Source organism: Acinetobacter sp. YH16040_T, assembly GCF_024605785.1.
GTDB lineage: Bacteria > Pseudomonadota > Gammaproteobacteria > Pseudomonadales > Moraxellaceae > Acinetobacter > Acinetobacter amyesii.
Map to the genome: position 1 here is coordinate 2,199,025 of NZ_CP094541.1, position 25,830 is coordinate 2,224,854.

18 protein-coding genes and 1 pseudogene are annotated in these 25,830 nt (G+C 37.4%); 2 read left to right on the top strand and 17 right to left on the bottom strand.

The features are described 5' to 3' along the window. Positions 1 to 46: 46 nt before the first annotated feature. The 10 genes and pseudogenes from hsdR to MST16_RS10900 all read right to left on the bottom strand — a co-directional run bounded on the left by hsdR (position 47) and on the right by MST16_RS10900 (position 17,745). Positions 47 to 3,505, bottom strand: a complete 3,459-nt coding sequence (gene hsdR / locus MST16_RS10860; RefSeq protein WP_180092347.1) for a type I restriction-modification system endonuclease — start codon at positions 3,503 to 3,505, stop codon at positions 47 to 49. 468 nt (positions 3,506 to 3,973) lie between these two features. Beyond that, positions 3,974 to 4,183 (bottom strand): hypothetical protein, encoded by a 210-nt coding sequence (locus tag MST16_RS10865; RefSeq protein WP_180092344.1) that lies wholly within the window; start codon positions 4,181 to 4,183, stop codon positions 3,974 to 3,976. An 89-nt stretch (positions 4,184 to 4,272) separates the two neighbouring features. Continuing rightward, positions 4,273 to 5,535 carry a class I SAM-dependent DNA methyltransferase gene (locus MST16_RS10870; RefSeq protein WP_180092340.1) on the bottom strand — a complete coding sequence of 421 codons (1,263 nt, stop codon included), beginning with the start codon at positions 5,533 to 5,535 and terminating at the stop codon, positions 4,273 to 4,275. A gap of 14 nt (positions 5,536 to 5,549) precedes the next feature. Further along, entirely contained in the window at positions 5,550 to 6,131 is a 582-nt protein-coding gene (locus MST16_RS10875; protein WP_180092337.1) for a restriction endonuclease subunit S, read from the bottom strand. 184 nt (positions 6,132 to 6,315) lie between these two features. Then, on the bottom strand, positions 6,316 to 7,317 hold the full coding sequence (locus MST16_RS10880) for an HNH endonuclease domain-containing protein (protein ID WP_373683900.1): 1,002 nt from the start codon (positions 7,315 to 7,317) through the stop codon (positions 6,316 to 6,318). 35 nt (positions 7,318 to 7,352) lie between these two features. Further along, positions 7,353 to 11,336: a hypothetical protein gene (locus tag MST16_RS10885; protein WP_180092334.1), complete on the bottom strand. Its 3,984-nt coding sequence runs from the start codon at positions 11,334 to 11,336 to the stop codon at positions 7,353 to 7,355. 5 nt (positions 11,337 to 11,341) lie between these two features. Beyond that, positions 11,342 to 14,917, bottom strand: a complete 3,576-nt coding sequence (locus MST16_RS10890; protein ID WP_180092331.1) for a hypothetical protein — start codon at positions 14,915 to 14,917, stop codon at positions 11,342 to 11,344. Between the two features lie 389 nt (positions 14,918 to 15,306). Continuing rightward, positions 15,307 to 15,455 (bottom strand): annotated as a pseudogene (locus tag MST16_RS17475) (HNH endonuclease); the annotation flags it as partial. Beyond that, a complete protein-coding gene (locus MST16_RS10895) occupies positions 15,448 to 16,032 on the bottom strand; it encodes a class I SAM-dependent methyltransferase (protein WP_180009559.1) in 585 nt (194 codons plus the stop codon). The pseudogene MST16_RS17475 and the gene MST16_RS10895, both read right to left, overlap by 8 nt. Positions 16,033 to 16,110: 78 nt before the next feature. Beyond that, positions 16,111 to 17,745 carry an HNH endonuclease gene (locus MST16_RS10900; RefSeq protein ID WP_180009560.1) on the bottom strand — a complete coding sequence of 545 codons (1,635 nt, stop codon included), beginning with the start codon at positions 17,743 to 17,745 and terminating at the stop codon, positions 16,111 to 16,113. Positions 17,746 to 18,326: 581 nt separating this feature from the next. On the opposite strand from MST16_RS10900, the gene MST16_RS10905 reads away from it, so the two are divergent. Then, positions 18,327 to 19,076 carry a metallophosphoesterase gene (locus MST16_RS10905; RefSeq protein ID WP_180035931.1) on the top strand — a complete coding sequence of 250 codons (750 nt, stop codon included), beginning with the start codon at positions 18,327 to 18,329 and terminating at the stop codon, positions 19,074 to 19,076. Positions 19,077 to 19,588: 512 nt separating this feature from the next. Then, complete coding sequence (locus MST16_RS10910; protein WP_180035932.1) at positions 19,589 to 19,771, top strand: hypothetical protein; 183 nt, start codon at positions 19,589 to 19,591, stop codon at positions 19,769 to 19,771. Between the two features lie 42 nt (positions 19,772 to 19,813). Here MST16_RS10910 and MST16_RS10915 read toward each other — a convergent pair whose 3' ends face one another. The 7 genes from MST16_RS10915 to MST16_RS10945 all read right to left on the bottom strand — a co-directional run bounded on the left by MST16_RS10915 (position 19,814) and on the right by MST16_RS10945 (position 25,828). Next, a complete protein-coding gene (locus MST16_RS10915; RefSeq protein WP_180005639.1) occupies positions 19,814 to 20,089 on the bottom strand; it encodes a hypothetical protein in 276 nt (91 codons plus the stop codon). A gap of 139 nt (positions 20,090 to 20,228) precedes the next feature. Continuing rightward, positions 20,229 to 20,411 (bottom strand): hypothetical protein, encoded by a 183-nt coding sequence (locus MST16_RS10920; RefSeq protein WP_180092328.1) that lies wholly within the window; start codon positions 20,409 to 20,411, stop codon positions 20,229 to 20,231. 7 nt (positions 20,412 to 20,418) lie between these two features. Further along, positions 20,419 to 20,718 carry a hypothetical protein gene (locus MST16_RS10925; RefSeq protein WP_180092325.1) on the bottom strand — a complete coding sequence of 100 codons (300 nt, stop codon included), beginning with the start codon at positions 20,716 to 20,718 and terminating at the stop codon, positions 20,419 to 20,421. 95 nt (positions 20,719 to 20,813) lie between these two features. Next, complete coding sequence (locus MST16_RS10930; RefSeq protein WP_180092322.1) at positions 20,814 to 21,104, bottom strand: hypothetical protein; 291 nt, start codon at positions 21,102 to 21,104, stop codon at positions 20,814 to 20,816. A gap of 63 nt (positions 21,105 to 21,167) precedes the next feature. Further along, positions 21,168 to 23,936: an integrase gene (locus MST16_RS10935; RefSeq protein WP_257245634.1), complete on the bottom strand. Its 2,769-nt coding sequence runs from the start codon at positions 23,934 to 23,936 to the stop codon at positions 21,168 to 21,170. Positions 23,937 to 23,990: 54 nt separating this feature from the next. Then, positions 23,991 to 25,156, bottom strand: a protein-coding gene (locus MST16_RS10940) for an IS3 family transposase (RefSeq protein WP_180006168.1) whose coding sequence is annotated in 2 segments (ribosomal slippage) — positions 23,991 to 24,898 and positions 24,898 to 25,156 — 1,167 coding nt in all. Because the reading frame shifts where the segments join, the coding sequence is not laid out codon by codon here. Between the two features lie 63 nt (positions 25,157 to 25,219). Then, positions 25,220 to 25,828, bottom strand: coding sequence for a hypothetical protein (locus MST16_RS10945; RefSeq protein ID WP_180092611.1), 609 nt, complete (start codon positions 25,826 to 25,828; stop codon positions 25,220 to 25,222). Between the last annotated feature and the right edge of the window lie 2 nt (positions 25,829 to 25,830).

Genomic DNA, 25,830 nt, shown 5'->3' on the forward strand with positions numbered 1-25,830 from the left:
AAAATGTGAAAAATATAGAAATTTTATTACGAGTGGATTGTAGCAGTTAAGAGGCTTGCCACAACCCGTCATGAATATCATCGACCAGTTTTTCAACGTCACTATCAAGCAACTTGCTCAGGCGTTTTACACCACCATCTTTAGCAAACTGATGGTGAATCATATTCTTGTCAACCACCACCTCTTTGGCAATAAACAGGGTTAATCGTGCCAACCATTGCTTTTGATCCTCAGTCCAAGCACGCTGCTGTAGAATCCTGTTTAGACCCCGCTGATAACGCTCTTCGACAGAAGAAATTTCTTCACCCAATGTTGAACGTCGAATCATAGAGATGATCTGTGATGCATAAGTCTGATTGGACTCATTGCCACCTAGTGCCTGGGTTAGCTTGCTTTGGGTAAAGCCTTTACTGGTCAACAAGTTTTCCAGTTCTCGCAACTGCTCGCGAGTCAGATCTGATGGTCTTGTAACAACTGCTTTAATCGCAGCATTGTCATTCACGGCTGTTTTAATGAAGCTATCAAAATATTCCAGATAATCTTCAGGCTGTTGATGTGCCGTATCTACGACGCGTTCAATCAGTTCGTCTTTCTCGTCCGAGATAATTGGTAAATCCAAGGTGCCGAGAGCACTACGAACCTCAGCCAAACGTGCTTCTAAAATCGCACTGTTTTGCTGTAGCCAATTGCCAAGATCATCCACGCCTTTAGCACGCAGCATTTGTGGTAGCTTAAATGAATCAACCTTAAAGTTTTCTTTGATTTTTCCAAGTGCTTCACGCAGTTTGACCTGATCAGGATGATGCTTGAACTTCTCAGCCTTACCTAAAATACGGGTCACTTTCTGAATAAATTCATCGAGAACGATATCCGCTTGCGTACGCTTGACTTCATCAATACAAGGAACATTGATTGCTTTAGCTTTCTGCATCAACTCCGGATTACTTAACTCACGAATCAGCTGATCAATACTGATATTTGGACGCACAACAATCGGCTGCATAGTATTCACTGCTTGTAAGGTCGCAAAGATATCTACGGCGTCGTATATACGGAATTCTGTTTTACCGATTTCAGGACATAACCGGGTTGCACGACCGAGCATCTGTTCAAACAGCACACGTGAACGAACTTTACGCATAAACACCAAATTGCAGATTTTCGGTACATCAATACCCGTGGTCAGTAAATCTACGGTGACGGCGATATTCGGAAACTTATTCTTTTTATAGCTCTCTACCAGTTTGCTCGGCTGATCTGCATTGCCTGTGATTTTCACCACAGCATCATTATTCCAGTCTTTCCCATATTTCTCTTTGAAAAGCTCATTTAACAATGCTACCACCTGATCCGCATGACGATCCGTCACGCAGAAAATCATGGTCTTCTCATCACCTAACGGGTTCAGATCCTTTACCAATGCCTGACATATGACTTTATTGAAGCTTTCATTGATCACGCGTCGGTTAAAGTCTGCGACATCAAAATCCATGTCATCGGGTATCAGTGCCGTGGTCTTTTGTCCGGTGGCATTAGTCATCACTTGAACGCTTGTCCCTTTAGGTATTTCAATACCTGCCTGACTAAGCTTGGTGATATAGCGAATCGGTTTATCATAGTTAACTAGATAACCTTCTTCTACAGCACGAGTAAAACTGTAGGTGAAGACAGGCTTACCAAAAATCTCTGTTGTATGTAGTGCAGGCGTTGCAGTCAAACCTATCAGGGTGGCATCAAAATAGTCGATTACACGCTTATAGGTAGACAAGTACTGCGCTTCATCACGAATCGTTTCCTCACCTTCAGTCATTTCCTTATCCAGGGTGTAACCACGGTGTGCTTCATCAATGATGATACAGTCATAAAAATCGATTGGCAGTGGTGCATCACTGTTAAACAGACGATGTACCAAGCTTTGCACTGTAGCAACTTGAACTTCAGGATGTTCAGTCGTATCTACACCTAAATCGGCAACCGTATAGATTTGAGCTAGGGTTTGGCCTTGCTCAATCACTTCAGCGCCAAATGCATCAAATGCCTGTGTGCCTAAAGTAGAACGATCAACCAGGAACAATATATGCTTAAAACGCTGGCTTTTGATTAATCGGTACATTAGGCCAGTCGCTAAACGCGTTTTACCTGTACCTGTTGCCATAGCAAGTAAAATACGTTGCTTGTCTTTGGCAATTGCTTGCTCAACCGCTTTAATTCCTTCACGTTGATAGACACGATCATTAAATGGCAGAATCTCGGTCTGTTCTAAATATTCATCTGCACGAGCAATATCCTGCTCAAGCTTTCGCTTCAACCCTGCTGGTGAATGGAAACCTTGCAACACCTTAGAAATGTTAGATGGATGTCGTACATCACGGAACCAGATTCCGCCCTCATCAGCTAGACGCTTAGACTGCTTTTGACCATTACATGCATACACAAAAGGAATGTGGTAGACCTTTTCCTCAGATGTCCACGGCGTATTCTTGTATGGCTTGTCTAAATCAGACGCAAATTGAAAGCCTTGTGAGTAACGCTCCGCCTGACGAATATACTGACTGACGGTTTTGTTCTGCTTTTTTGCCTCGACCACTGCAACAGGCATCAAGCCTTCAAAAAGTACATAATCCGCAAAACCCTCTTCACCATCCAGTAACGTCGGATATTCTGCTATTGCAAGGTTTAAACCCTTTTGCGGGCGAACGCCATTGCTATACCTTAAAAGCTGTGTATCTGCCTGCCAACCTGCGAGCTGAAGCTGACGGTCAATGAGCTCTCGTGTTTCAGCCTCGGACAATTCAAATGAAGCATTGGCTATATCCAATTGCTCATCTTCAATAGGTGTCTCTAAAGTAGGCATGGTTGCCTGCTGTTCCAGCTCTTTTACTTTTGCTTCATAGGCAGCGAGTTGAGCCTGTAGGGTTTGTGCTTCTACTTGCTGCTGGTGCTTAAGCTGTAGATTCTCTGCTTCTAGTTCTGCCAATTTATGTTGAATATCTGAGTGAACAGTTTGCTTGTCCTGTGCCGTACGCAACTGCTGCTGTAACTCCATCAATTCAAAACGCATGCGCCGTGCTTCAAGCGTTGGATCAACAGGTGCTTCAAACTCAGGGAACAATTTGGTTTTTTGAGTAGTCAGAATATACAACCACTGTGCCATTCGATATGACAACCGTAAAGAAGTCAAAGCATCACTATGATCGGTTTCGGCATCATGCGCACCTTTGTTACCATTAACACGCAAGGTATGTAAAACAGAGATAAAGTCAGCTTTCAACTTGAGTCTATTCTCAAGTAAACGAATACGGGAGAGAAAATCTGCCTGTTCAGAGATTCCAATTTGATTGGCTTGGGCTACTTTATTAACCAGAATCTCAGCAAATTTTCGGGTTTGTACAAGTGTATGCGCTGGTGCTGTGTAGTATGCTGCTTCCGCACTGACTAATAAAGCATGCATCAAAGGATCTACGTCCTTTAAAAAATCAAACTGAGACTCAGTTAAATTCATCATATTATTTACAACTATCTGTACTTTATTATGCTTTTATACAAAGCTCCCCTTAAAATAAGCATATCAGTTCACGTTATTTTTATTAAGAAAAATATTTTGTACATAAGTCTAATTCAGAATGGCTGTTGCAAAAATATTTTGCAAAATACTGATTTCCTATGGGTTTTCGAAAATTTTAACAAAAATAAATATAATCATATAGTTAAGTATTTTGCAACAAAGCCCAATAATTCTTTAACTTCAAGGCTTATGGATTGATCCTAGCCATAAAATAAACAGTTAACGCGCTAATTTCATTTAAAGGTGGTGACAATTGAACTAAGTATAACATCTCTCTTTTAACTGACATTTAAACATTTATTAATGCATGTTTTTAGCCACTTCTACCAAAACAAATGTGAAATAAATAAACCACTTTATCGTTTTTCATGAAAAAACAGAGCACGTTAACCATGCTCTGCCTATAGCTTATTTAGTGGATAAATTTAGTACCATAGATGAACAATACAAATCATTTGGCATTAAATATGAATTAGATTTTTCTGCCATTAAAGGCTGTAGGGCTCTATCCGCTTTTTCTAATAGGCTATTTGCCTGCTGTGTAGTAATCGGTACTGTTTGATGAAATGCGGTTAATTTTTTAGTGAACATACGTTTGGGTGAGAGCTGATTCATCATGACTCCGCTCTGACACCTGAAATCTGTTTCAAATGTTTAAATCTAAATTCAGTGATATGAGTAACATTTATTTAAGTAAGATTACTCATTCAAATGTTGTTTAAGAGCTGATTAAATTCATCCTTCACACTCAAATACTGACGTTGCTTTTCTTGCAGTACTGCGAGCTCATGCTCAAGATCTAACTGCTCAACTTCAATATGCACATCAAAATATTCCTTACAGTGTAAGCTATATTTATTGGCTTTGACCTGTTGGATAGTGACATCTTTTGACCACTCATTCTCCTGATCAACAGTGAGCAGTTCCTTAATTTTCTGTGCATCATTCAGGCTTAAATGAAGCTTTCTACGCTGACGCTCGCCTAAACCTCGTGCATCCACCATGCGAATGGTATCTTTAGCTTTGGCTTTATTTAAAATAAGTAAACTCATTTCAATATTTGAATCAGTCAAAATACCAGCAGGAAGTAAAACAACAGCTTCGACCCAATTTAATTGCACTATTTTTTCACGCAACTCTGCATCATACCCACCTCTGAATAGCCAGCCAGGGATAATCTGAAGGTATGCTTTACCATGCGCATTTAAGTTATATAGTGCTTGTTGAATCCACAGACTCTCAGATGCACTGGTAGGAATACGAGCAGTAATAAATAATTCTTTTAAATAATTTTGTCCTGCTACCAAGGATTCTAAGACCCTCATATTGACTGGTGGCGTACTCACTACAAGATCAACACCATAGCTTGAAGAGCCTTCACTTAATGAATCTGCCCGCTGAATATCTGCCTCTTTTTCACTTAAGGCAAAAAGCAGTTTTGTCACCCCTACTGTTGCTTCATTGATATCACGTAATATAGGCTTTTGAGTATTAAGCTCGTGTGCTAATAATCCTAGGCCACATGCCCCATCGTAAAGTGTTTTGTCTTCGACAGACCCTATAATAGATGTGAATATATTTAGAATATTTTGTGAATCAATATTAAACATGTCCCAATTTTTATTTGAATTAAGTGCAAAAGCTTTTAATACTTCAAAAGCTTTTTCACCATAATTTTGATTATTCGAACACTCTTCCCGCAGGCTTAAAAACACCTGAACAATATTCACAAGCAGATTGGCGTTCCAACGAATTACATCCTTTGAAAACCAGTGAAATTCTTTTTCCGCTACAAAATCAGAAATAAAAGTTGAGATGTTATCGTGTGTTGATAAAAGGATATTTTTACTTTCTTCTCCATTCTCTTTTACAAGATAAGCAATCAAAGTAAATAGTTCTAATGCAGCACTACGTGTCATCATGCCTGTCATAGTCGATAAGGCATCTAAATATTCGATTGTATTTTTCATTTTTAATTTCCTATTTAGGCCATCAACTTTTGAAAAGCGGCATTGGTTGCTTTAATTTGTTGAACTTTCAGTTGCTCTATTGCATGCAAGACTTGATTATTTTTGTGAAATACTTCTGCCAATTTATGCTGTATGCCTAAGTCTGGTACTGAAATTTCAATATCCTTTAGACTGCTCACAGGGATATTCATAATCGTAGTACCCTTATTCAGAATGGTGATCACTGCTTGACCATATTCACTGTTTAAGAAAACAGTTAAAAATTCTGGTAAAGCAACTTCCGAATCTACCTTGATGACTAGACATGTTGCAGGAGCAAATAAATTTAATTTTTCCTGTTCCGCAGTCACAATTGAAGCTCGTAGATTTGTGCCCTTTGATAAAAAAACAATGTCACCTTCTTTTAATTTCTTTTTTTCAATAAGCTCCTCATCGACAAATACTGTTTTCGTTGTACGAGTATTTACATCCAGAAAACCTCTATCGTTTAGGCTTTGACCTGTCAATAAACTGACTTGGATTAAATTCTCCTCATGAGTATCATTGAATTTATTGATTCCAACTGTAATACTTGAACATATTTCATTTAGTTTCATAACTACTCCAAATATAGTTTTAAAAAAACTATTTTTAAATTTCCTGAAGCAAATAGTAGCTCTCGCAAACTACTTTGTAAATAGTTCTATTAAAACTTTTCTAATTAAAGCAAAAAAACTTCTTAATCGATAGCTTAAATATTGAAATGTCGAGTAAGCAGTAATCCTAACTTAACAACTTCAATTATGAGCTGAAGTAAATATATCCATTATTTTTTGCTTGAACGTACGCCCACTCAGCCACCTTATGTGAGCGTTCTTTATCGGTCAGAAATCCCAACACAGAAATTCGATCCACAATAATCAAATCCTGTTCTTCATTACGCTCTTGCCACTTATGCAAAAACTCATCTGATGCCAGTAAATTACTTTTCTTAGAATTACAACTTGAATCAGCAAGTACAAAGTTGTGTCCTGTGTCAGATGGATACATAGACCATGGAATGAAATGATCAACGGCGTAATTGCCATTGCGCATCGGCTTATTACAGTAGAAACATTTACAGTCTTGTAGCTCAACCAAAATATTTGCTACAGCATTTAACTGATTTCGACTTGGCTCAAACATGAATTGTTCAAGATTCGGCAACTGATTCAAAATAGGTGCATTGCTGCTGTTCTTACGGATATAGTCAATCCAACGTTTCTGGCAAAGCTCTTCGATGATTTCACTGAACTGTCGTAAGCAAAACATGACTTGAGGCAAAAGGATGAGCTGCTTTCCACACCGATCAAGCTGATATAAAAACTCAAAATTTTGACCATTGATGTTTTGCAAGTAGCGGACTGGCATGTCTTTTACAGTGCGAGCGACATCTTTAACGAGCTTCAACCACACCAATGAATCTCGTCTTAATAACCCCAAAGAAGAGTAGCTTTGCCGAAGCTGTATAATGCGATTCACAATGGCAGCTTGTTTTCCATTGTTCTGATTTAAAATCAGCTGCCCTTCATCATTAAAGGTATAGGGTACTGCTTGCTTCCAATACAGCTCGATAAACTTCTCAGCGATATCCGTATATTCGAGTGATAGACTCTCACCTGAATCTTCACCTTTTTCAATAGCTAATCGGCTTAGGCTAATCAGCAATGCAAATTTATAGGTGCTACTAAAACTACCCGACTGTAAAATCAGCTGAATATTTTTTAGAAATTTAAGTTGTTCTTGTGCAGTAGGTATATGCACATTAATCCTCTACTAAATAGATAATATAATTTGGATCATTCATTAAACATAGTCAAAGTATTCACCAAGTTTAATTCACGACAAAGCATGAAATTTGTCTGCTCGAACAACCTTTCAAACACTGGATGCCCTGATAATTGCTGAGTACCACGAAATGGATGATCCCGATATTCTGCCATTACCGGAAACTCTGCATTCTTCACTCTCAGCTCAAAGCTCAATGCATCAAACCAGTCTTTATCAAAGCTCTTATCTTTAAGTTTAACCAGCTCGTTTGCCGCTACCGGGTACGTCACCCAGAGCTTACGCATCATTCCCTGTTGCTCAACTTCCTTTGTATAGCTATCCGTTTCTGACTCAAGAACAGAAGAAATCATATTCGTAATTTCCCGAATGTGCTTTTGAATGTTCTTGTAAACATTCAACTGTGGGAATCCTCTCTGCAGGGCGATTAACTCATTTCGGAATTTCCTTAAAGAATCTTGTGAGAGATTATCATTGGCAATATCGAAAGACTCCTTATTACCAAAGTTCGAGCGATCTTCCATGATCATAGGCCCACAGATATAGATATTTTCAGGAATGGTCAAAGCATCTTCTTGATCGCTAATAGTGAGTAATCTGGACTTAAGCGAATGATTGTCCCGGCACCATTTCTCGTAGAACTGAAGTTCTTTTAACTCAGGCGTTAATGTAGGTGTGTAAAAACTTCGGTATTTGTTGGTCTTAGTGCTATAGGTGGAACTGAGCTTATTTGCTGAATAAACCGTTTGGGCCTTCTCTACCACAGCCTTAAGCCTACCTACCAACTCACCTTCAGTTGCAACAATTTTATAAAGAACACTATTCACGTCCTTCATAAAATCCCTAATCAAAGAAGCTAAACCCGGTTTATCACTGGCTTTATCTTTCACCTCACCAATTGGGATCATGGCAATCTGAGTTTTTTTGAAGCCAGCATCCCCAGTAATACGAGTATATAAAGTTCCACGAATAAGCATAAAAATTGAGAGCATATCCAATGAGCTCTTAACTTTATATTCAAGCTCTGTCTGAGTTTCATCATTAGATACCAAGTAGAAATCTTCTACCAGAATCGTCAGCAGACGATCACGTTCATCGCCGTTGACCCACTCATTTTTCTCTTTATCCAAATATCCACCACGTCCCCGGTAAACAAGCTGGGCGATTTCCATTAAAGAGGCTTCAATTGCGAAACGAGGCATGGCAGCAATGATTGAATCACAGTTCGGGAACGAAATACCCCTAGCTGCAGTCGAAGTAATCAGTACGACTTGCAATGTCTCTTTGCGATCCAGCAACTCTGAACGATGGTATCCTATTAATTGGCTATCAAAAATGCCAATCTTAGAGCGTTCAACCACTCCTTCATCGACTAATGCATCTCTGAGTGCAGCCAATGCATTTTTATCCTGAGCAAAGTAGATAACTTGCTTTTTACCATCTTCAAGATTCTTTTGAATAAGCTCGATAGCAGTCTGTTGAGTCCTTTCCCCAGCTTTCTGGCGAAATAGATGAGTCAGGTTCTTATCCAATCCAAAATCATCTGTTTCAGGGACTACGGCGTATTGCTTGAGCATATATTGGATTTTAAGATCACTTGCCGGGTAACAGTTCGCCATGATATGGATACTAGAACGAACACAGTTACCATCATCCAGATCTGCAGTCTGCATCTTGAATGGGAAATTACCCAAAGATGGAGAGATGAACATTTTTGCTGGTAACTGATCCTGTTTCTTCATGTAATTCTGGATTGCATTCACATTACTGAGGGATGCATCAGCAAGAATCACAGTCACCGTAAATGGTGAATTACCTTGAAACGGTTCAATGAAGTTTTTGGAAAGGAATTTCAACATCTCATTGATAAAAGTACGAGTGCCTGAATCCCCTGTAATTTCATCAAACATCACCACAATGTTAGGGAACTTTTTGGCAAACTCTCTCCGTTCGATTTTGGCCTCTGTCGGCTTCTTATCGATTTTGTATTGGAACATTTTTTCCAGCCCATCCAAACTGGAAGCTGCCACAGTTTTATTTTGGTTTTCCCTTGGGTTTCGTGGCCCAGCTGGTGTGGTGTTATATGGCATGAATGCCTGACTTGCTACAGTCATCGTCAGTTTATTGAGCTCTGGATGGAATACAAGTAATTGCTGGGTCGCTTCCCCTAATGAATCAAACACTCTGGCAAACTTCTTATTGGTTGCCGTAATTTTAGATTCTGAGGTATTGGCATAGCGTCTATTGGCATTTGCACTCTGTTCCAGGTCTTTGAGCTTCCGGTATTCATCTTGTTTGAACAATAGAACACTTGAGCCATGATCTATCTTCATATCTTCAACACCACCCACAATAGCGGCACCACGAGCATTCACCTTACAATCCGTATTGTGAATCTTCGAATAGATTTGCTGTGCCTGTGTCACCACATCACTGTTACTGGTAATCGTAGCTGATATTTTAGATAAATCACTGACCACATCATCGTTAATCAACACTCGTGGACTGGCGTAGAAGAAGAAAAACCCTTCCAAATCTACCAACAAGGTCTTAACGCTCGATGTTTTCCCAATCCCCGGCGTACCAGTCAAACAGATGAAATTCACCCGACCTTGTTTACTTTCCTTCAGTGCCAGTACTACGGCGCATTTATGCAAATCACGTAAGGTGAATGAAGTTTTATTCTCAATTTTTCCCTTACGAATTGTTTTAAACTCAGCCCGCACCATATCTTTAAGTTTTTGGTTATGGTCTTCGTCATCGACTTGCCGATCTATCAAGTCAAAAACCCACTCTAAAGCCAGTGGCTGGTTAGGATTCACAAAATCCTTAAGCCTTTCAGTAATAGTGAAAGTAAGATCCTGACCGTAGGAAATATCGCTAATATTTTTGGACACGATTTCCGAGATGTTTTTGACAGGTTCATTCACCAGATAATTCAGAATCTCAACTTGCAGTTTCGTGCGTTCATCCATATCGTCCAGACTCAGAACGTTATCCTGATACTCCTTGCCCAGCTGATACATAATTTCCAGCTCTGGTGATTTATCTTTATCCGCAAATTCAGCAGAGATGTACTCACTTCCCCGGCTGGTGATCGCCATCACACTCAGACGAATATTTGGCATGTCATCTTGTTCAAACTTCCATTTAAAAGAATCAACAAAAGTGGTTGCATACGAACAGCCTTGCGCCATCTTAAATAGGACTTTTTCCTTACGGACATAGGCTCTCAAGTATTCACGTAGTTTTTTTGAGAACTTAAATGGGATCTCTTGAGCTTCTGCATTCACGTATGAGAAAACACTTTGGGATTCAGAATGTTTGATGTAACGCTTGTACTCTTGCAAATAGGTACAAGAATCCTTGGCGTTGAATTGTTCTGGTTCACCTAAAACGTAAAATAATGAATATTCCTGAACCAGCACATGATAGTTGGATTTGACTTTGATTACCGCCAAGAAATCAGCACGGCCAAACATGCCCTTACCAAACAATTTGGCATTAGAAACTCCAAATTGCTGATTCCATGATTCAACTGCTTTCTCTTTAAAGGTCGCAATCGCTTCTATTTCTGCTTCAGTCGTATAGTCATCAATCCAAGTCTGGGTTATATCATTTGGCATCGTCAGTGGACACCAGATGCCAGATAAGCTCCAATTTGGTCTTGCATTCGCCGTTTTAGCCCTTGCAATACCTTTTGGCTTGATCTTTCTTAGAAACTCACGAGTATTGGTATAACCATGCCCGAATCCAGTTTTTATCAATTGCTGAAAATAGCTTTCGATATTTTCATGGATAGCGGCATTAATGACATCGCTATATAGCGCTTCCTTCATTTCCTGAAAGACATCAGCAATCTGTTTACTATTCCATTCTGCTACTACAGGATGGCTGGCTGATAATAGCTTTGCATCAAGCAAAGCCATAATCGAACCACGTTTAACAGCGATCTCATAAACCTCGCCCCAAACTTTGGCTTCATTGTTCACCACGGCGCTTACTCCACATCAGTCGCTAAAATTTCTTCAGCTCCCTCTGGAGACGGCTCGATTGGCTCAATCAAGTCTTCATTCATCAGAATAACGTATTCTTCGAGCTTGCCGATTAAGGCTGGCAGACTCATGACGACTTCGCCTTTGTTTAGACGACTCGACACTATGACTTCACCAAGCTCTTGAATGCCAGTAGTGCCACGAATATGGGAAGGCTCAAGTACCGGAGTGAAGTTTTTGCCAGCTGTAGGACGTTCAGACTCAAAGTAATGCAGACCACGCAATACAGAGCGAATTGATTTCATTTCATTGGAATCATTCACATCAATAATTTTACTGTGCAATCTGATTCGCTTATCGTTATGAATCGAATGCTCCTGACTGGTTAGCATATAGAAATACGAGCAAATACCATTCTGAGTACGAACACCCACAGTACGTTTAGTCGCAAAGCTATATACGGACAAGGATTGTTTATATTCTTTTTGATTGATGATCGCAGTATGGTACTGATGGTGCGGTACCTCATAGACACGACTGTTATCACTGGTTTTTAAGCTCAGTGCTGGGATCGTATCAGACTGGAATGGATAGAAATTCATATTCGGGAACAACTGATCAAGTTGATCCAAAGCACTTTCACTTTCATGAATCAAGTTGCTGGTTTCAGTCTTACCGATCTTACGCTGTGCAAAATGGTGTGAAAGCAATACAACATCTTCAAAACCATCTGACTGCAGTTTTTCGATGATACGGTGCATCGCCTTACTTGTTCTCAGATTGTCTTCAGCAACTGGGGCATGACTGACCTTCTGTAGTGATAAGCGACCCTGTTTATCGTTGATACGCTCAAGTGTATAGACGTAGCAGATGTAGCCATAATCTGGTTTAAGAAGTAGCAAATCCTTCTGATGCTGATACTTAAATTCCACATCATTCTCAGGTCGAGAGTTATAACTAATACAGGCAATTTTGTCCTTAGTGCCCTCAAATGGGATGATGATTTCTGAATATCCTGACAGTGCTTCAATTGCAGCCTGAATACGGTAAGTCACTGTTTTATCCATAGCGAGATTCACCGGGGCACAAACTCGCTCACCATTTTGATTACCATAAGGCATAGGATCTGGTTGATACTTAAGGCCCTGTACCTTCACAATAGCATCATCATTGTTCAGCAACTTCTCAAGGGTATAAGCGGTGGCATACGCTCGTTTACACTCAGGATTAAACCCACCTTTTTGGATCTTTTTTGATTTCCTTTGAAATTGGGCTTTTTCTTCATTCTCATGTTCATCAACTGAGTCAATTCGCATTACAGGTACATATAAGCGCTCTTCAATACCCAGTTGATTTTTTACTTCTTTAATCAGATGTTTAAGGAATAGATGAATCGCAATCGAAAAACATGACGTACTGATGATCAAAGCATTTTCTTTTTCATCCAAACATAATTGAGCATGGCCGCCTTTTAAGTCACTCAATCGAAATAGCTTAGATGAATAATGAATCATGACCTTGTATTTAGATAACAAGTTGTCATAACTTAAGCTCTCAGGATGATAAAAATGTGGCAGCCCATTGTCGCTGACCTTCTTGTTGGTCGGCACCATCAATACTGGTAAACAAGGAATATTCAGATTACGAGCGACATCAAATTGATCTAGGTCGGTATTAGGATTCTCAATCGGTACCAACGTGCGAATTTTCAGTGTGGAATTAAACTCAATCTCGCTTAGGGCTTTACGAGCATAATCATTCTTTCGAATGATTTCGTCTTGGCACATTTTCGCCAACTTTTTACGGCTAGCATCCACCATCGAGATATAGCTGTAAAAGTTCGATTCTTTACCCTTAAATATACTAAAGAACTGTTCAGCATCTTCACCAATTGAACTCTTGAATACATCTAGATTCACAATACTTGGAAGGATGTAGAGTACAGTTTTAAGACTACTATCCTTTTCCATCTCACTAATGATGGAATCCAGATTCGCTTTTAGCGCTGTAGTGATCGTAGACGTGATCACCTCCATTCGCTCATGCATTTTTTCGGTATTGAGCTTTTCGTCTAAGATACGAGTAAGGTTAAGTCGGATTTTTTGAGGATTCTTGAATGCATCAACCAGTTTATTGAATGCCCCTTCAAAATCTGAAATCTTCATGTCTGCCCCAGATAGGACGAAGTACATCATAATGAGCTGGAACATCTCTACTTGAGCAACGCGATCTGAGCACTCTTTGCTTAATCGCTCTTCAGAAATCGGCTGACCTTTATCATCCACAATATCCTTCAGCAGCAATGCTTTATTGATAGTATGCAGACGAGCTTCATAAGCAGTCAGCATGGTATCTGTACCCGAACGGTTGCCTTTGCTTGTCTTATAATTGATCTGCAACTTAGAATTAAATGAACTTACTTTTTCCTCTTTAACAAACTCCCCATTCACCCGAAAGGCATAAGTGACTTCACGTTTTAGAGATAGCCCTTCCTTATCCTCATGACGAATATCATTCATTTCAATTTTTGGTTTTACCCAGATTGGCAAAGCATCTGTTGCTCCAACATAGGCCAGCAAACCATTAAAATCTACTTTACCTACAGCGCCATAGATAGCACTAAAGTCAATACCATAGTCCTTAATGGTTTCCGTTGTTTCCTCATTCCATGGAGCAATTCGATTACCAAAAATCTCAAAGAAAGCAATTGCTTTACGGATATAGGAAACAGCGGACTCACGCTTGAAATCGTTACGCTCAGTCTTCTCAATGTGATCAGCAATGATCTCCATTATTTTGAAGCAATTTCGGATACGAGCTCGTGATAGTGCTTTGATTTCTACGAAATGAAGTAGATTTTGGATATCATTATTTTCAGCAGAACATTCATCATCAAGAATTTCCTGCATACGTTCAGCAACCTCTAATGGCATCTTTTCACCAGCTGAGTAGGACTGCTTCACAATGGCTTTGATTGCCTCGCAAACCTCTTTCACCCATTGAGGTTTGCTGATTTCTTCAGTAACAGTGAAAAGTCGTAATTCGCCATCTTTTGCTTTTAAGTCGTTTGTATATTGCAAAGAAGCTACTTTAGATTGTCCTTTGACTTGCATAGGATACTGAGAATTTTTGGCAATCACTGGATCAGAATATTTGAGATCGCCTAAGAATTGGTTGAGAGAATTCAGTGCCATACCTGTCGGAGCATTTTGAAGTACTTGCCGAACAATTTCAGACATCACTTGGTCTAAATCACGATAGGTCTGGGCAGTTTTAGCTTCAGATTCCTTATCAAATAAGGTACTAATTCGAAGTTTTGAATCTTCAGGTAATAATTGAATATCTTTGATGATGTTATAGATTGGCTTTGAGTCGTTTTTAGTCCCGATTTGCTTAAATACTGCAGACACAAAAGCGGTCGCATCAAAATGCAGATTATGAGAAGGCCCATAATAATTAAAGAAATGAGCTGGTTGATGGTTTTTAAGAGTCCCCACCATGGCTTTTAATAAAGGGGAAAGAATTATTTTAGGTGCGAGTGTACTTAGTTCTGTACTAGAACCATTGTTATTTAATTGCATTAAGTTTTTCCATGATAAAGTTGGCACTAAGAGGTCTTTTTATATTTATTAAATATCAAAATCCTCTGTCTGAACTTTGATCATATTTTTTTTAATTAAGAATGTAAATATAAGTTATTTAGAGATTTCTTAAATCGCCACACATATCTTGATATTATGGGGGTAATTAAATCATATTGATAACCATAATTTTCTATATAACTTGGAAACTTGTACAGTAAAATAACTTCATAAACAGACGCGGATTAAAAACCATGGAATCCTCGGTAGCCTATAAATAACCGAAGTTATAAGTAGAGGTTAAGCAGCCATTAAAGGTGATCTTCCTTTGTTAGCTTGTTGTGGTCTTTCATGATTCGAATGCCACACCCAATCAGTTATGTAGTCCTTGTGTCCTGCCATTTTTCAATAGCTAATCGTTTGAGAATAATCAATAGTGCAAATTTATAATGACTACTAAAACTCTCCGACTATAGAACCAGTTGGATATTTTTTAAGAATTTCAATTTTTTTGAGCTGTAAGAATAAAATCAGGCATGTTTTTCCCAAAGTATATTCAGCCACTGTTCATCACGATCATGTCGCTGATCTACTGTAATCCACTGTTTTAGTACCCTAACCCCATTCAACTGTTCTAACAATTCCTGAGCCTGCTCTTCATTTAAGTCAGTAAACGCCCTACCGCCTTTTACTCTATCTGCTGTTCCATATTTAAAAGACATATAGCACACACCGCCACGGCGTAATGCAGCATGAATACGTTTTAAAACATCAGGGAGTCTATTACGAGCACAATGTAGTAAAGAGGCACATGCCCATACCCCATCATAAACATCGTGTATATCAAGCTCATAAAAACTTTGCTGCTGAACAGCGATACCAGTCAGTTGGCTCGCTCGTTCGACCAATACTTCAGAATAGTCGATAGCATCAACTTGATAGCCTTTATTTTTAAAAGCCAAAGTGTCACGCCCTGAGCCACAGCCTAAATCCAGGATCCGTGCAGAATCTGGCAACTCAGCTAAAAATGGTTGGTATAGACTTTCCATATCCACATACAACGTGGCTTGTAAAAATTGATCTGCGTATTGGTTGTAATAGTCTATTGTTTTCATATTGATTGCTTAGGCTAAACACTGACCCCAGTCTACTAAAAAACAAAAAAATAAGGGAGCATTTGCTCCCTTATCTTTTTAGTCAAATAAATCTGCTCTTACTTCTTCCAAAGCACGATCTGACTTAAAACGATTACATATGGGATGAATAATTGCTCCATTTTCTAAAACACCGTAACCACCTTCTGCTTTCGATTCTCGATGATCTACTTCAGTCGATTCAAGGTATAAAGCGCTATCACATACTTCACAATAGCTCCATGTTTTCCTTTCCTCACGTTGATAAAGATTTCTTTTGGTCGCGAGTGAAAAATTTAGAGGTTTTTTCTTCTTTGTTAGTCTTACTGATTTCACAAAGCTAACAACATCATCCACAATGCTCTCATCATAATCACCACCAAAACGGTCAAGGTAAAAATCATTAAAATTAATATAATCAAATGATTGACTCATCGAAAGAATGACGGTGTTCAAACAAACTTCATCTTCAAAATCTAATTCCATATTGAGTCCAATACAGATAAAGGCTTGATACACGTTCTTCAATCGCTCATGTGATCTGATCCCGCTACCAAACTTACCGACAGTTTCTTTGATGGCCACAGGAATTTTTTCAATTAAACTTTCAACACCACGGCGTGCTCGAGTAAATCCAATAAAATCTATCTTTTTATTCTGTATTTCAAAACAGTCTTCTTCAATTTCACAGACGATAGAGAACCAGGCCAAAAAGGATGTCACTTGAAAACGATTATCTTTATAAAAATATAGTTTTGGGTGTAAGCCCAGACTTGGAATCCGAATACTAATTGCTGGTGTAGCGATACGACACAGCACAACTCTAAGTTTTAGCATTAAATTTTCTACACGCTGACCTTGGTCTATACTCACATTATTCTGACAAGTATCACCAAACATGATATTCAGGAGTTCATTGACCAAGCCGATTTTTTTACCGTGTGTTAAATCCGGCTCTAAAAGTATTATCTTAAAAAGATGATCATGAATTTGCTCACCCAAAGTGATCACTTCATTTATCCGCTCGTAATTCAGTTCAGCCAAGTTGGATTTATTATCGTTTATATAACAACACGCATAAATCACATAAAAAGCATCACTCCCCCTATTTTGTAAATGATATTCTTCATCTGGATCTAATCGCTTCGTATCCGAATTGATTGAACAAAAGGCTTTTCGAGCTTCCTCAGGTGTCCCAATGACTTCAATAAAATTAATTTTGGTTGATTTTAATTTTTGCTGAAACTCAGAATCGCCACATAACTCTTGAAAATCAGCTAATCCACCTAATCGATTACGAATCTGACGAATATCTCGTTTTTGTGGTGCCGTGAATTTTGGGGCTCCTGCTACTTGCTCATCAATAAAGTATCTTTTGATCCAAGCATAGATAATTGAAATCCTGTGCCCACCATCGATGATATAAATATTACCAGCAGCATCTTTCCAATAGCGAACGCATAAATTGACATTACGATCATTCAAACAGTTTAGAATAAACTCCTGAATTTCGGCAGGGCTCCAACACTCTGTGGAGCGTTGATTGTCTGCTTTATATAGTTTTTCTAGGATCTCATGGTTGGCGAAGTCATAAAGTGATATTTCAAAGTTATGGTGCAGATTTGAGTGCGACATTTCGTCAAGCAGCATCATTTTTCTTTGAATAATATTGGTTAAAAGCTTAGTACGAGCCATTTTATTTTCTCTAGGCAATACTTCTCTAGATCTCGTGAGATTACGAAATTAGAAGTAATTAAAATTAAAATCAGTGATAAATGAATTAAAAACTCATCAACTCAGAAGTATCTTTTTGCTAGAGAAAAAACAGATAGAAATAATATAAAGATGCATTTTAAACCTCGTTGATAGATTGTCGTTTGCCAACATCTTTTCCACGAGATGGAGGCAAACCAAATAGGGTGTGGAAATACCGCTCAACGAAACGGCCAGTCAAAGACTGCCCTACCTGGCTTACCATAAAAGCGCCATGTAGACACAAAAGAGCCACTAAAAGCGACTCTTTAGTTCGTTGAGTAACAGGTTTCCACGCCTGGTCACAGATTTTGCTGTAACATCTTTATCTTATGTGCATAAATTCAATTGGTCAAATTTTATGATCAATATTTAATCAATTGATTCAAAAATAATTACCTATATTTTTAGAGGCTTAAGAATACAGATAAGTATCTTATAATTTCTACAATATTTAGTTGCTGTAAACTAATCGCAATGAAACTCTATATATTTAAGCAGCGTGATTTAATAAAGGAAGTAGATTGAAACTGCAAATTTTATCGGATACTCACAATTCTAAATATTCAATATCAGAGCAAGCTGATGTCATTATTCACGCTGGCGATTTTTCTAATCGCTTAAGTGGTGCAATTGAGTTTGCCGAAAAATGTAAATCTCTGAATAAAAAATTTATCTTTGTTTTAGGTAATCATGATTACTACAGCTCTAACTACAGTTCAGTCGTGAATTTCTTGAAAGAAAACTACCCAAAAAATGCACTACTTGATGACAACCATATCAAAATTCAAGATAAAATATTTGTAGGTGGCACGCTGTTTACGAACTTTCGCTCCAATTCTCCACTTATATCTCCTGAGGTGCTTTTACAGTCCCAAAAAGATGCTGAACAATCGATTTATGATTTTGATCAAATCATGATTAGCAATGAAAATAGACCTATAACCGCCGATGACTACATAAAACTATTTAACAAATATCATCAAAATATTTTGCAGTTTAGAGGGCAAGATCATGTGATCGTTATTACGCATTTTCCACCTCATTTAGCTTGTCTTGATCCATATTGGGGTACGCACCCTGTTGCATCAGCCCTCAATCCCTATTTTATTAATGATCTAGATGTAAAAGGGTTTAAGTTATGGATTGCAGGACATACGCATACATCAGTGGATACTGTAGTCGATGGATGTAGATTAGTGATCAATCCTTTGGGTTATCCACCAGAGCAAGGTAAAAATGGGTTTAGAGAAAATTTGATCATCGAAGTTTAAATAGATATTTTTTCTGAAACCTTTTTAAAGCATCAGATAACTCGATTTTAAAATTGTCTGCAATATTAATGATGAAGCATTAGTCCTATCAAAACCTAAAATAAGTGTCGTCACATGTTTTTTGGTACTCAATAGTGCTGTTAGGACTTTTAAGCTTTAGCTCATAGTTAGAATTAGTATAAAATTACATAACACCAATAAAGTTTTATGGCAAAATGAGAAGACCGATCGATTTTAAAAATATTGAACAAAGATCACGCCCAATTATTGAAGTTATACCTATGGCATTTGACAACAGTCAAGCAACACAACGTATTGTACTACATCATTTAAAACGTGTAATTCATCAACATAGAGATGAACTACAAAAGCTTGCCTATAAATAAAGCTCATTATCCACGTTTAAATGTTCATACCTATATTTGGCCACTTTTTCCACTACATCAATTTATTTCAAATTTTCTGTGATACTGATAATGAAATTTATACCACATCCGAACTAGGAGAAACTCATGTCGATTCCTTTAGATCCTGAAAATGATTGGAAGAATAAAATTGCAGATCAAATACTTAAAGATCTACTCGATATCCATAAAATCCAAGGTAATACTATTAAAAAAATGAAAGCAGACCAAAATGGTGTTTTCTATGTAGAAGAGGAAATATCAATTGATGACGTACTCAAGCAATTTTGAACTCTGCTCATTGAAACGATATAAAGCGCTTGAATTTTATATTTAAAAGCTTAACCAAATTGTATCACCTGTAGATGCGTACATAGCTTCAGCAGTTTCTTTCAACACATCTCTATCATCCGTTTCCATTGATAATTCATCACATGCAGGATATCTACTATCGCTTGTAGAAGATAAGCTGGATTGAACAATAGACTCATCTTGCATAAATCTAGTTCTATCTTGCCTTAAAAGCTGTACACCACGGTAGCTAGCACGCATTTGATTTAATGCTTGAAGACGTCTTTCATTTGTGGTCATTATTGTTTTTCTCGACATCAATTACCCCCCTTGATTTTTATTTTAAATAAGACCAACAAATTACAATATAAATTGAAATGAGGGAATGATCTAGCGATCAGATAATCCCCCTTTTTAATCACGGCGATCAAATAAAATTTGATCAATGCATTTAAAATCAGTCTTCTAAAAACTCTATCATATCTTGTTCAGTTCTAACGACTTTCATAGGAAGATGATGAGTTGCATTTAGTATCAACTTGATATAATTCTCTTTTATTATTACATCTTGCTGATTTTTTACTTCGGACTCAGCGGTTATATTTGTGTTCTCTTTAGAAGCAATCCGATCTACCATCATATTTACCTCACTTTACAAATTGTTCAGGATCTTGCTCTTCAACACGCTGATATGAAGACGAACTATTCATTAAAGCATGCCCACTTCTGAATGCTAATTCTTGAGTCATCTCTTGCTCGGCAATACTAGTCTCGCCATGATTTTTTATGTATTCAGCTCGTTTTAGCATAAATGCTCGCTCACGCTCTTGAACACGGGAATTCAACTCCGTATTTTCAACTTGACGAGCAGCAATATAATTATATGTAATGAATCCGCAAAGTACGATTAAAAAGAAACTGAGTTGCCTCTTTACACTCCTAGTCACAAATCATCCTTTTATATCCAGTTCAGACTGAAGTTATCGTGTACTCACACTAATCAATTTAAAAATTATAGCGGATGGCACACTATAAAAGTTCATTACTCATCCCTAGAATTAAAATCTTTAAACTCATCAGCATTGCTAGCAAATTTAACAAAAAAGTTATGCCATGCGAATAATGACTCTAATTCCTGTTTATTTTGAATCGGCTTAGGCAACTCATATCCAATGATCCAGTATGGTGCTGTACAGCAAACATACTCAGGTAAAAGGACTTGCTGTAAGGCTGTTTCAGCACTTAAAAAATATAAATTATCGTTTAAGTGGACAATATTTCCTTGTAAAGCTTCTTGAATACAGTAATCTACATCTATATACGTATGCTTCATTGAATTCGCCTCCATTTTTAAGTAATGGGATTTCCAAACCTGTTAAATTATTTAACGCAGTAATTAATCATTAATCTGGGCTAAACTCCAACGGCGATAGATGACTGCTAAAAATAAATCACTAAAGATTTTTTGGCAGGTATTATCTTTATAGTTGTCATTACTAATTTTTAAGATTACCCCTTTCTTACTTTTAGCCGCTTCAAGTTCAGCTTTAATTTCCTTCCATGACAGTTTTGATATTTTAATTTTTTCTTTAAACTGCTTGTATATAAATTTTAACTCACGACAAAATTTATCAAACTCCTGATACTCTACTTCGCTTTGGATATACACCTCCATACGAGCATCTATAAGACGAATACGGCGCTCAAAATAATCCAACATAAAGTTGCTATCCAGTAAAGCTGTGAAAATTTTAAAATCAGCTTCGCTAAATACATTTCCAGACTTATTTCTATTGATATGCTTTAACAGCATGTCTAAAGGATTACTTTTAGAAATATCTTTTTTGTGTTGAGAGTGTCTATTTTTATACAGGTTTGAGGCCAAGTCTCTCCCAATTTCTTTCAACTTCAGATTTTCATTTTTTCCTGAAAGTACATCTATAATATCATTCAATTCTGATGTCAGTTTGAGCCTTTCGGTTACATGATCTGTTTGCTCTACATCTTCTCGTTTTAATATCTGAGTATGCCACCGATCAGGAAATATTACGTCTTGAATAATCTTTGAATTGGGAGCTATCTTCTCTAAGATTTCTTTTAATTCAAGCTTCTCTTTCATTTGCGACGTATTCAATTGTTTCTTGAATACTCTGCAAGAGAGTAAAGCTCTTACAATATTTGCTGATATTTTACTTTCATCTGGACATAATGCATCCCCGACTAACATTGAACCAAAATGCAGGTAATAGTTGGCTGTCATCTCAATAGATGAATGGCCAATAAAATGTGCCAAAATCTTCCAAACATCCTGACGTCCAGCAATACTGTCTGTATCACCCAATAAATAATTTTTAATTTTGGCAATCTGATCAGGTGAGTAGCCAATCCAACTTCTGATTAACGCTTCACTTCCTTTCAAAATTAAAGCTAAATTGTTTGTCGCAGTATGCCTAAAGCTATGAAAGGAATAATCGTGTGGTTCGTTATTGAATAAAGTATCAAAAATTTCCTTTGTCTTAGCACCAATAAAACGAGATGAAAAAATTTGACCAAATTCATCTTGGAAGATAAAACAATCTTCTGCCCCCAACCTTCTTTGATCAACTTTTACATTAAGATGCTTTTTGATTAAGCCAATAAATTCATTCAGTTCACGTTCAGTTAGCAACTCATCAAGACGGATTCCTCGTTTTGCATTTTCCGTTTTAACCTGACGATAATAGTTATTATGAATGAAGATTTTAAAAAATTGAGGATTGCTTGCTGTTAAATAATAATATCGCTCATAGCCAATTGTTTTAACATCCAAATCCGTCATAGCCAAATCTCTCAGCCTTAACCCAAGAATCTCACCAATCCTTAAACCTGTGCGGTAAGCAAGCATACAAATTATTTTGAATATACTTTTTTGTTCTTTACTCAAATCAACTTGGCGATCAATCAAATTATTAAAATGCACCCACATCACTGGAGTTATATATGATGCTCTACACATCTGAAGATCATCAGATTTTAACTGGTCTAAATAATTTACTCGAGGAGCACCAAAATTGTGAATTAAACTGCTATGAAATTTTTTTAAATTTTTTACAGCTTTACCATAGCTATTATATTTCACCTCCCTAACATTATTTTTAGATGCTTTATGTTGTCGTCGCTTATCAGCAATAAATTTTTCACTTAAAATATACTCATATGCTCCCTCAAATTGTTCTTCATCCATCTTCAGAAGATCAAGGTCATGAGTAACAACATACATAAAAAGATCTTCAGCGAATGATGATTTGTAGGTATCCAAGGAACTCAGTGCAATTCCGTCTTTTGCTCTAGAAACATTTGAAGATTGACCACTCACGAGGTAATCCCGATACCATGTCATCAAGGCAATCTGAACACTCACAAGCGCAATATCTTTAGCTATTTCATACTTCTGATTATTGTAACTTTCTTTAAGTGACTGAATATCTTCTGACAATTGCTTAATTGTCTCGGTCTTTTTTCTACCTTGAAATTGCCCTATCAATCCTTTTTTAATTTCTGCGGCACAATGATACCCTGTGCTCAACTTTTGGATATTTTCAGACTTAGGCTTTCGATAAATATCGGTCGGATCATCAAACTTATTTTCGGAAGTAATCGATTTCTTTATTAAAGATTTCTTGTCTTTAAATGCATGAAGTGTCTCAAGCATTTTTAAGGTTGACAATGATAGTGCAGCGCTGTCTAACGTCCCCGTAGATAATGCCGTTGTAAAACCGTCAAGCGTATTCTTTTGACTAAAATACTGCACGTAATCGATATGCTCAAATAACTTATATTTTTCCTTAGAAAAATAATTGCGCAACACACTATTTTGATCAACATCCAATATAGCCAAATCAATATATTGATCTAAGTGATCTTCATTCTGAGTATCAATTGCATCCAAAATGTGAATGAGCCATTTCTCATTCTGACGTTTTTCAACCTGAGTTTCAGATTCTATAATATTAACGAGTCGCACCATCATTAATAGGCTGATTGGTGTGAGATAAATTTGTTTAATTTGAAATGGATTATCGAGATATACTAAATTCGCATATTTCTCATTTTCTACTGGATAATTATATAAGTAACCCGTTTTTGGTGAACCTTGACAATATAAGGATACAAGTCCACTCGACAATTCTGATGGTTTTGATGTGTGCTGAATTAGCAGGAGACTTTCACTTGGGAGATTCTAGGCAGCTAACCGATAAAAGTCTTCTGCCATTTGATTTGGTGTCTTAAAATCCAAGCCTTTTTGAATTCTTCCCTGATTATAAAATAACTCTATATATTTTGTAATATCCGCTTTGGCTTCTTCCCTTGTTTTGTAGTTGCGATGATGGACTAGTTCATTTTTGAGTATGCCCCAGAAACTCTCTATCGGTGCATTATCAAAGCAGTCGCCTTTTTTGCTCATTGAACCCTGAAAATCAAATTTCTCAAGTAAGTTTCGATATTCATTACTGCAATATTGGCTGCCTCTATCTGAATGTACAATGAGATCTTTAGCAGGTTTCTGATTGCGAATAGCCATATTCAATGCATCACAAACAAGCTTGGCTGTCATGCGCTCATTTAAGCTATAGCCAACAACCTGTTTCGTGTAAAGATCTTTGACAGCTGCCAAGTACAACCAGCCCTCAGCCGTCCAAATGTAGGTAATGTCACTCGACCACGCAAGATTAGGCTTCGTCATTGAAAACTGTTGCTTGAGTAAATTGTCATAAATAGAACGGTTGTGATCACTGTTCGTGGTTCTTTTGAAACGCTTATGGCGCTTACAATACAACTGATTTGATTTTTTTATTTGGCGCACAGCATACGTACTTATTTTGATACCTTGCGCTTGTAAATGCTTGGTTAATCGAACATAGCCATAGCTTTGTTTGGTTTCTTCATGGGCTATTTTGACCAAAATTGTCTGCTGATTTCGCTGAATTGATCTTTTACTCATGCCTCGCTTTAGCCAATCATAAAAGCGAGAAACGGATACACGAAGTAATCGAGCCATTAAAATAATCGGAAATAAGTGGCTTTGCGATTTCATATAGGCGTACCTCACTGACTTTCTTTGGCAAAGTACGCTGCTGCCTTTTTTAAAAATTCACGTTCCATTTCAGCTGTTTTGAGCTGTTGTTTAAGCTTCTTATTTTCTTCGAGTAAGGCGTTTAGATCGGGCGAATACTGTTTTGTGCCTGCTAAAGTTCCAGCCTTTGCTTTGTTATTCCAGTTCGAAAGGGTTTGCATTGAAATGCCAAGTTGTCTAGCGGATTCCGATACATTACCTTGGTTCTCTTCAATGGCTTTTATGGCTTCAGCTTTAAATTCTGCGGTGTAAGTCTTCTGTTTCTTGCTCATGGTAAACTCCTAATGAGTATGTATAGTTTACCAAGTTAAACCCTCCTGTTTTTTAAGCACACATCATTTTAACTGATCATTTGAAAAATATGCTCTGAGTGATTTTAAAATCGCCATTAAGTCTTCTTTATGACTACACCCACAATCAATAATTAGTGCCATTAAAAATTGTCGAAAAAGTAATTCCTTTTGCGCATCCGTAAAATCAGCATTAAAAACATCAGTTTTAAGCCTTTTCGGTAATTCAGCTTCCCAAAAGAAATGCAACTTGAGCTTAAACTCATGTAACCTTTGCCCTCTAATCAACTTAATTTGCGTTGATTCAATGTCTTTAATATTTGGAGCTGAATATGCTCTTTGAATAAGCTTAATTTCATATTGATCCTTTAACCACGGAATTTTTGACTCAATTTCTTGCTTTTTTTTCACACATAATTCAGACCAAAATTCCCTTAATTCTTCTAAATCTTTTTTTGAGATTTTTCTATTGTGAAAGTGTTTTTCGACTTTGGCTCTAGCAATATACATTTCAGTTTGAATCTGATCATCGAGTTTCTTTTTTCCACAAGATTCCGTGATCTCATGAATAAGTAATCCTGAAATTTTTTCAAATAAAATATTCACCGAAGTCTCTAGCTTAGTTCGAATTTGCTGTAACTCTTCATCTGTCATGA

Bases quoted from the DNA above. Each gene is read 5' to 3' on its own strand.
- hsdR (WP_180092347.1), bottom strand. From the start codon at position 3,505: ATGATGAATTTAACTGAGTCTCAGTTTGATTTTTTAAAGGACGTAGAT.
- MST16_RS10865 (WP_180092344.1), bottom strand. From the start codon at position 4,183: ATGATGAATCAGCTCTCACCCAAACGTATGTTCACTAAAAAATTAACC.
- MST16_RS10870 (WP_180092340.1), bottom strand. From the start codon at position 5,535: ATGAAAAATACAATCGAATATTTAGATGCCTTATCGACTATGACAGGC.
- MST16_RS10875 (WP_180092337.1), bottom strand. From the start codon at position 6,131: ATGAAACTAAATGAAATATGTTCAAGTATTACAGTTGGAATCAATAAA.
- MST16_RS10890 (WP_180092331.1), bottom strand. From the start codon at position 14,917: ATGCAATTAAATAACAATGGTTCTAGTACAGAACTAAGTACACTCGCA.
- MST16_RS10895 (WP_180009559.1), bottom strand. From the start codon at position 16,032: ATGAAAACAATAGACTATTACAACCAATACGCAGATCAATTTTTACAA.
- MST16_RS10900 (WP_180009560.1), bottom strand. From the start codon at position 17,745: ATGGCTCGTACTAAGCTTTTAACCAATATTATTCAAAGAAAAATGATG.
- MST16_RS10910 (WP_180035932.1), top strand. From the start codon at position 19,589: ATGTCGATTCCTTTAGATCCTGAAAATGATTGGAAGAATAAAATTGCA.
- MST16_RS10915 (WP_180005639.1), bottom strand. From the start codon at position 20,089: ATGTCGAGAAAAACAATAATGACCACAAATGAAAGACGTCTTCAAGCA.
- MST16_RS10920 (WP_180092328.1), bottom strand. From the start codon at position 20,411: ATGATGGTAGATCGGATTGCTTCTAAAGAGAACACAAATATAACCGCT.
- MST16_RS10930 (WP_180092322.1), bottom strand. From the start codon at position 21,104: ATGAAGCATACGTATATAGATGTAGATTACTGTATTCAAGAAGCTTTA.
- MST16_RS10945 (WP_180092611.1), bottom strand. From the start codon at position 25,828: ATGACAGATGAAGAGTTACAGCAAATTCGAACTAAGCTAGAGACTTCG.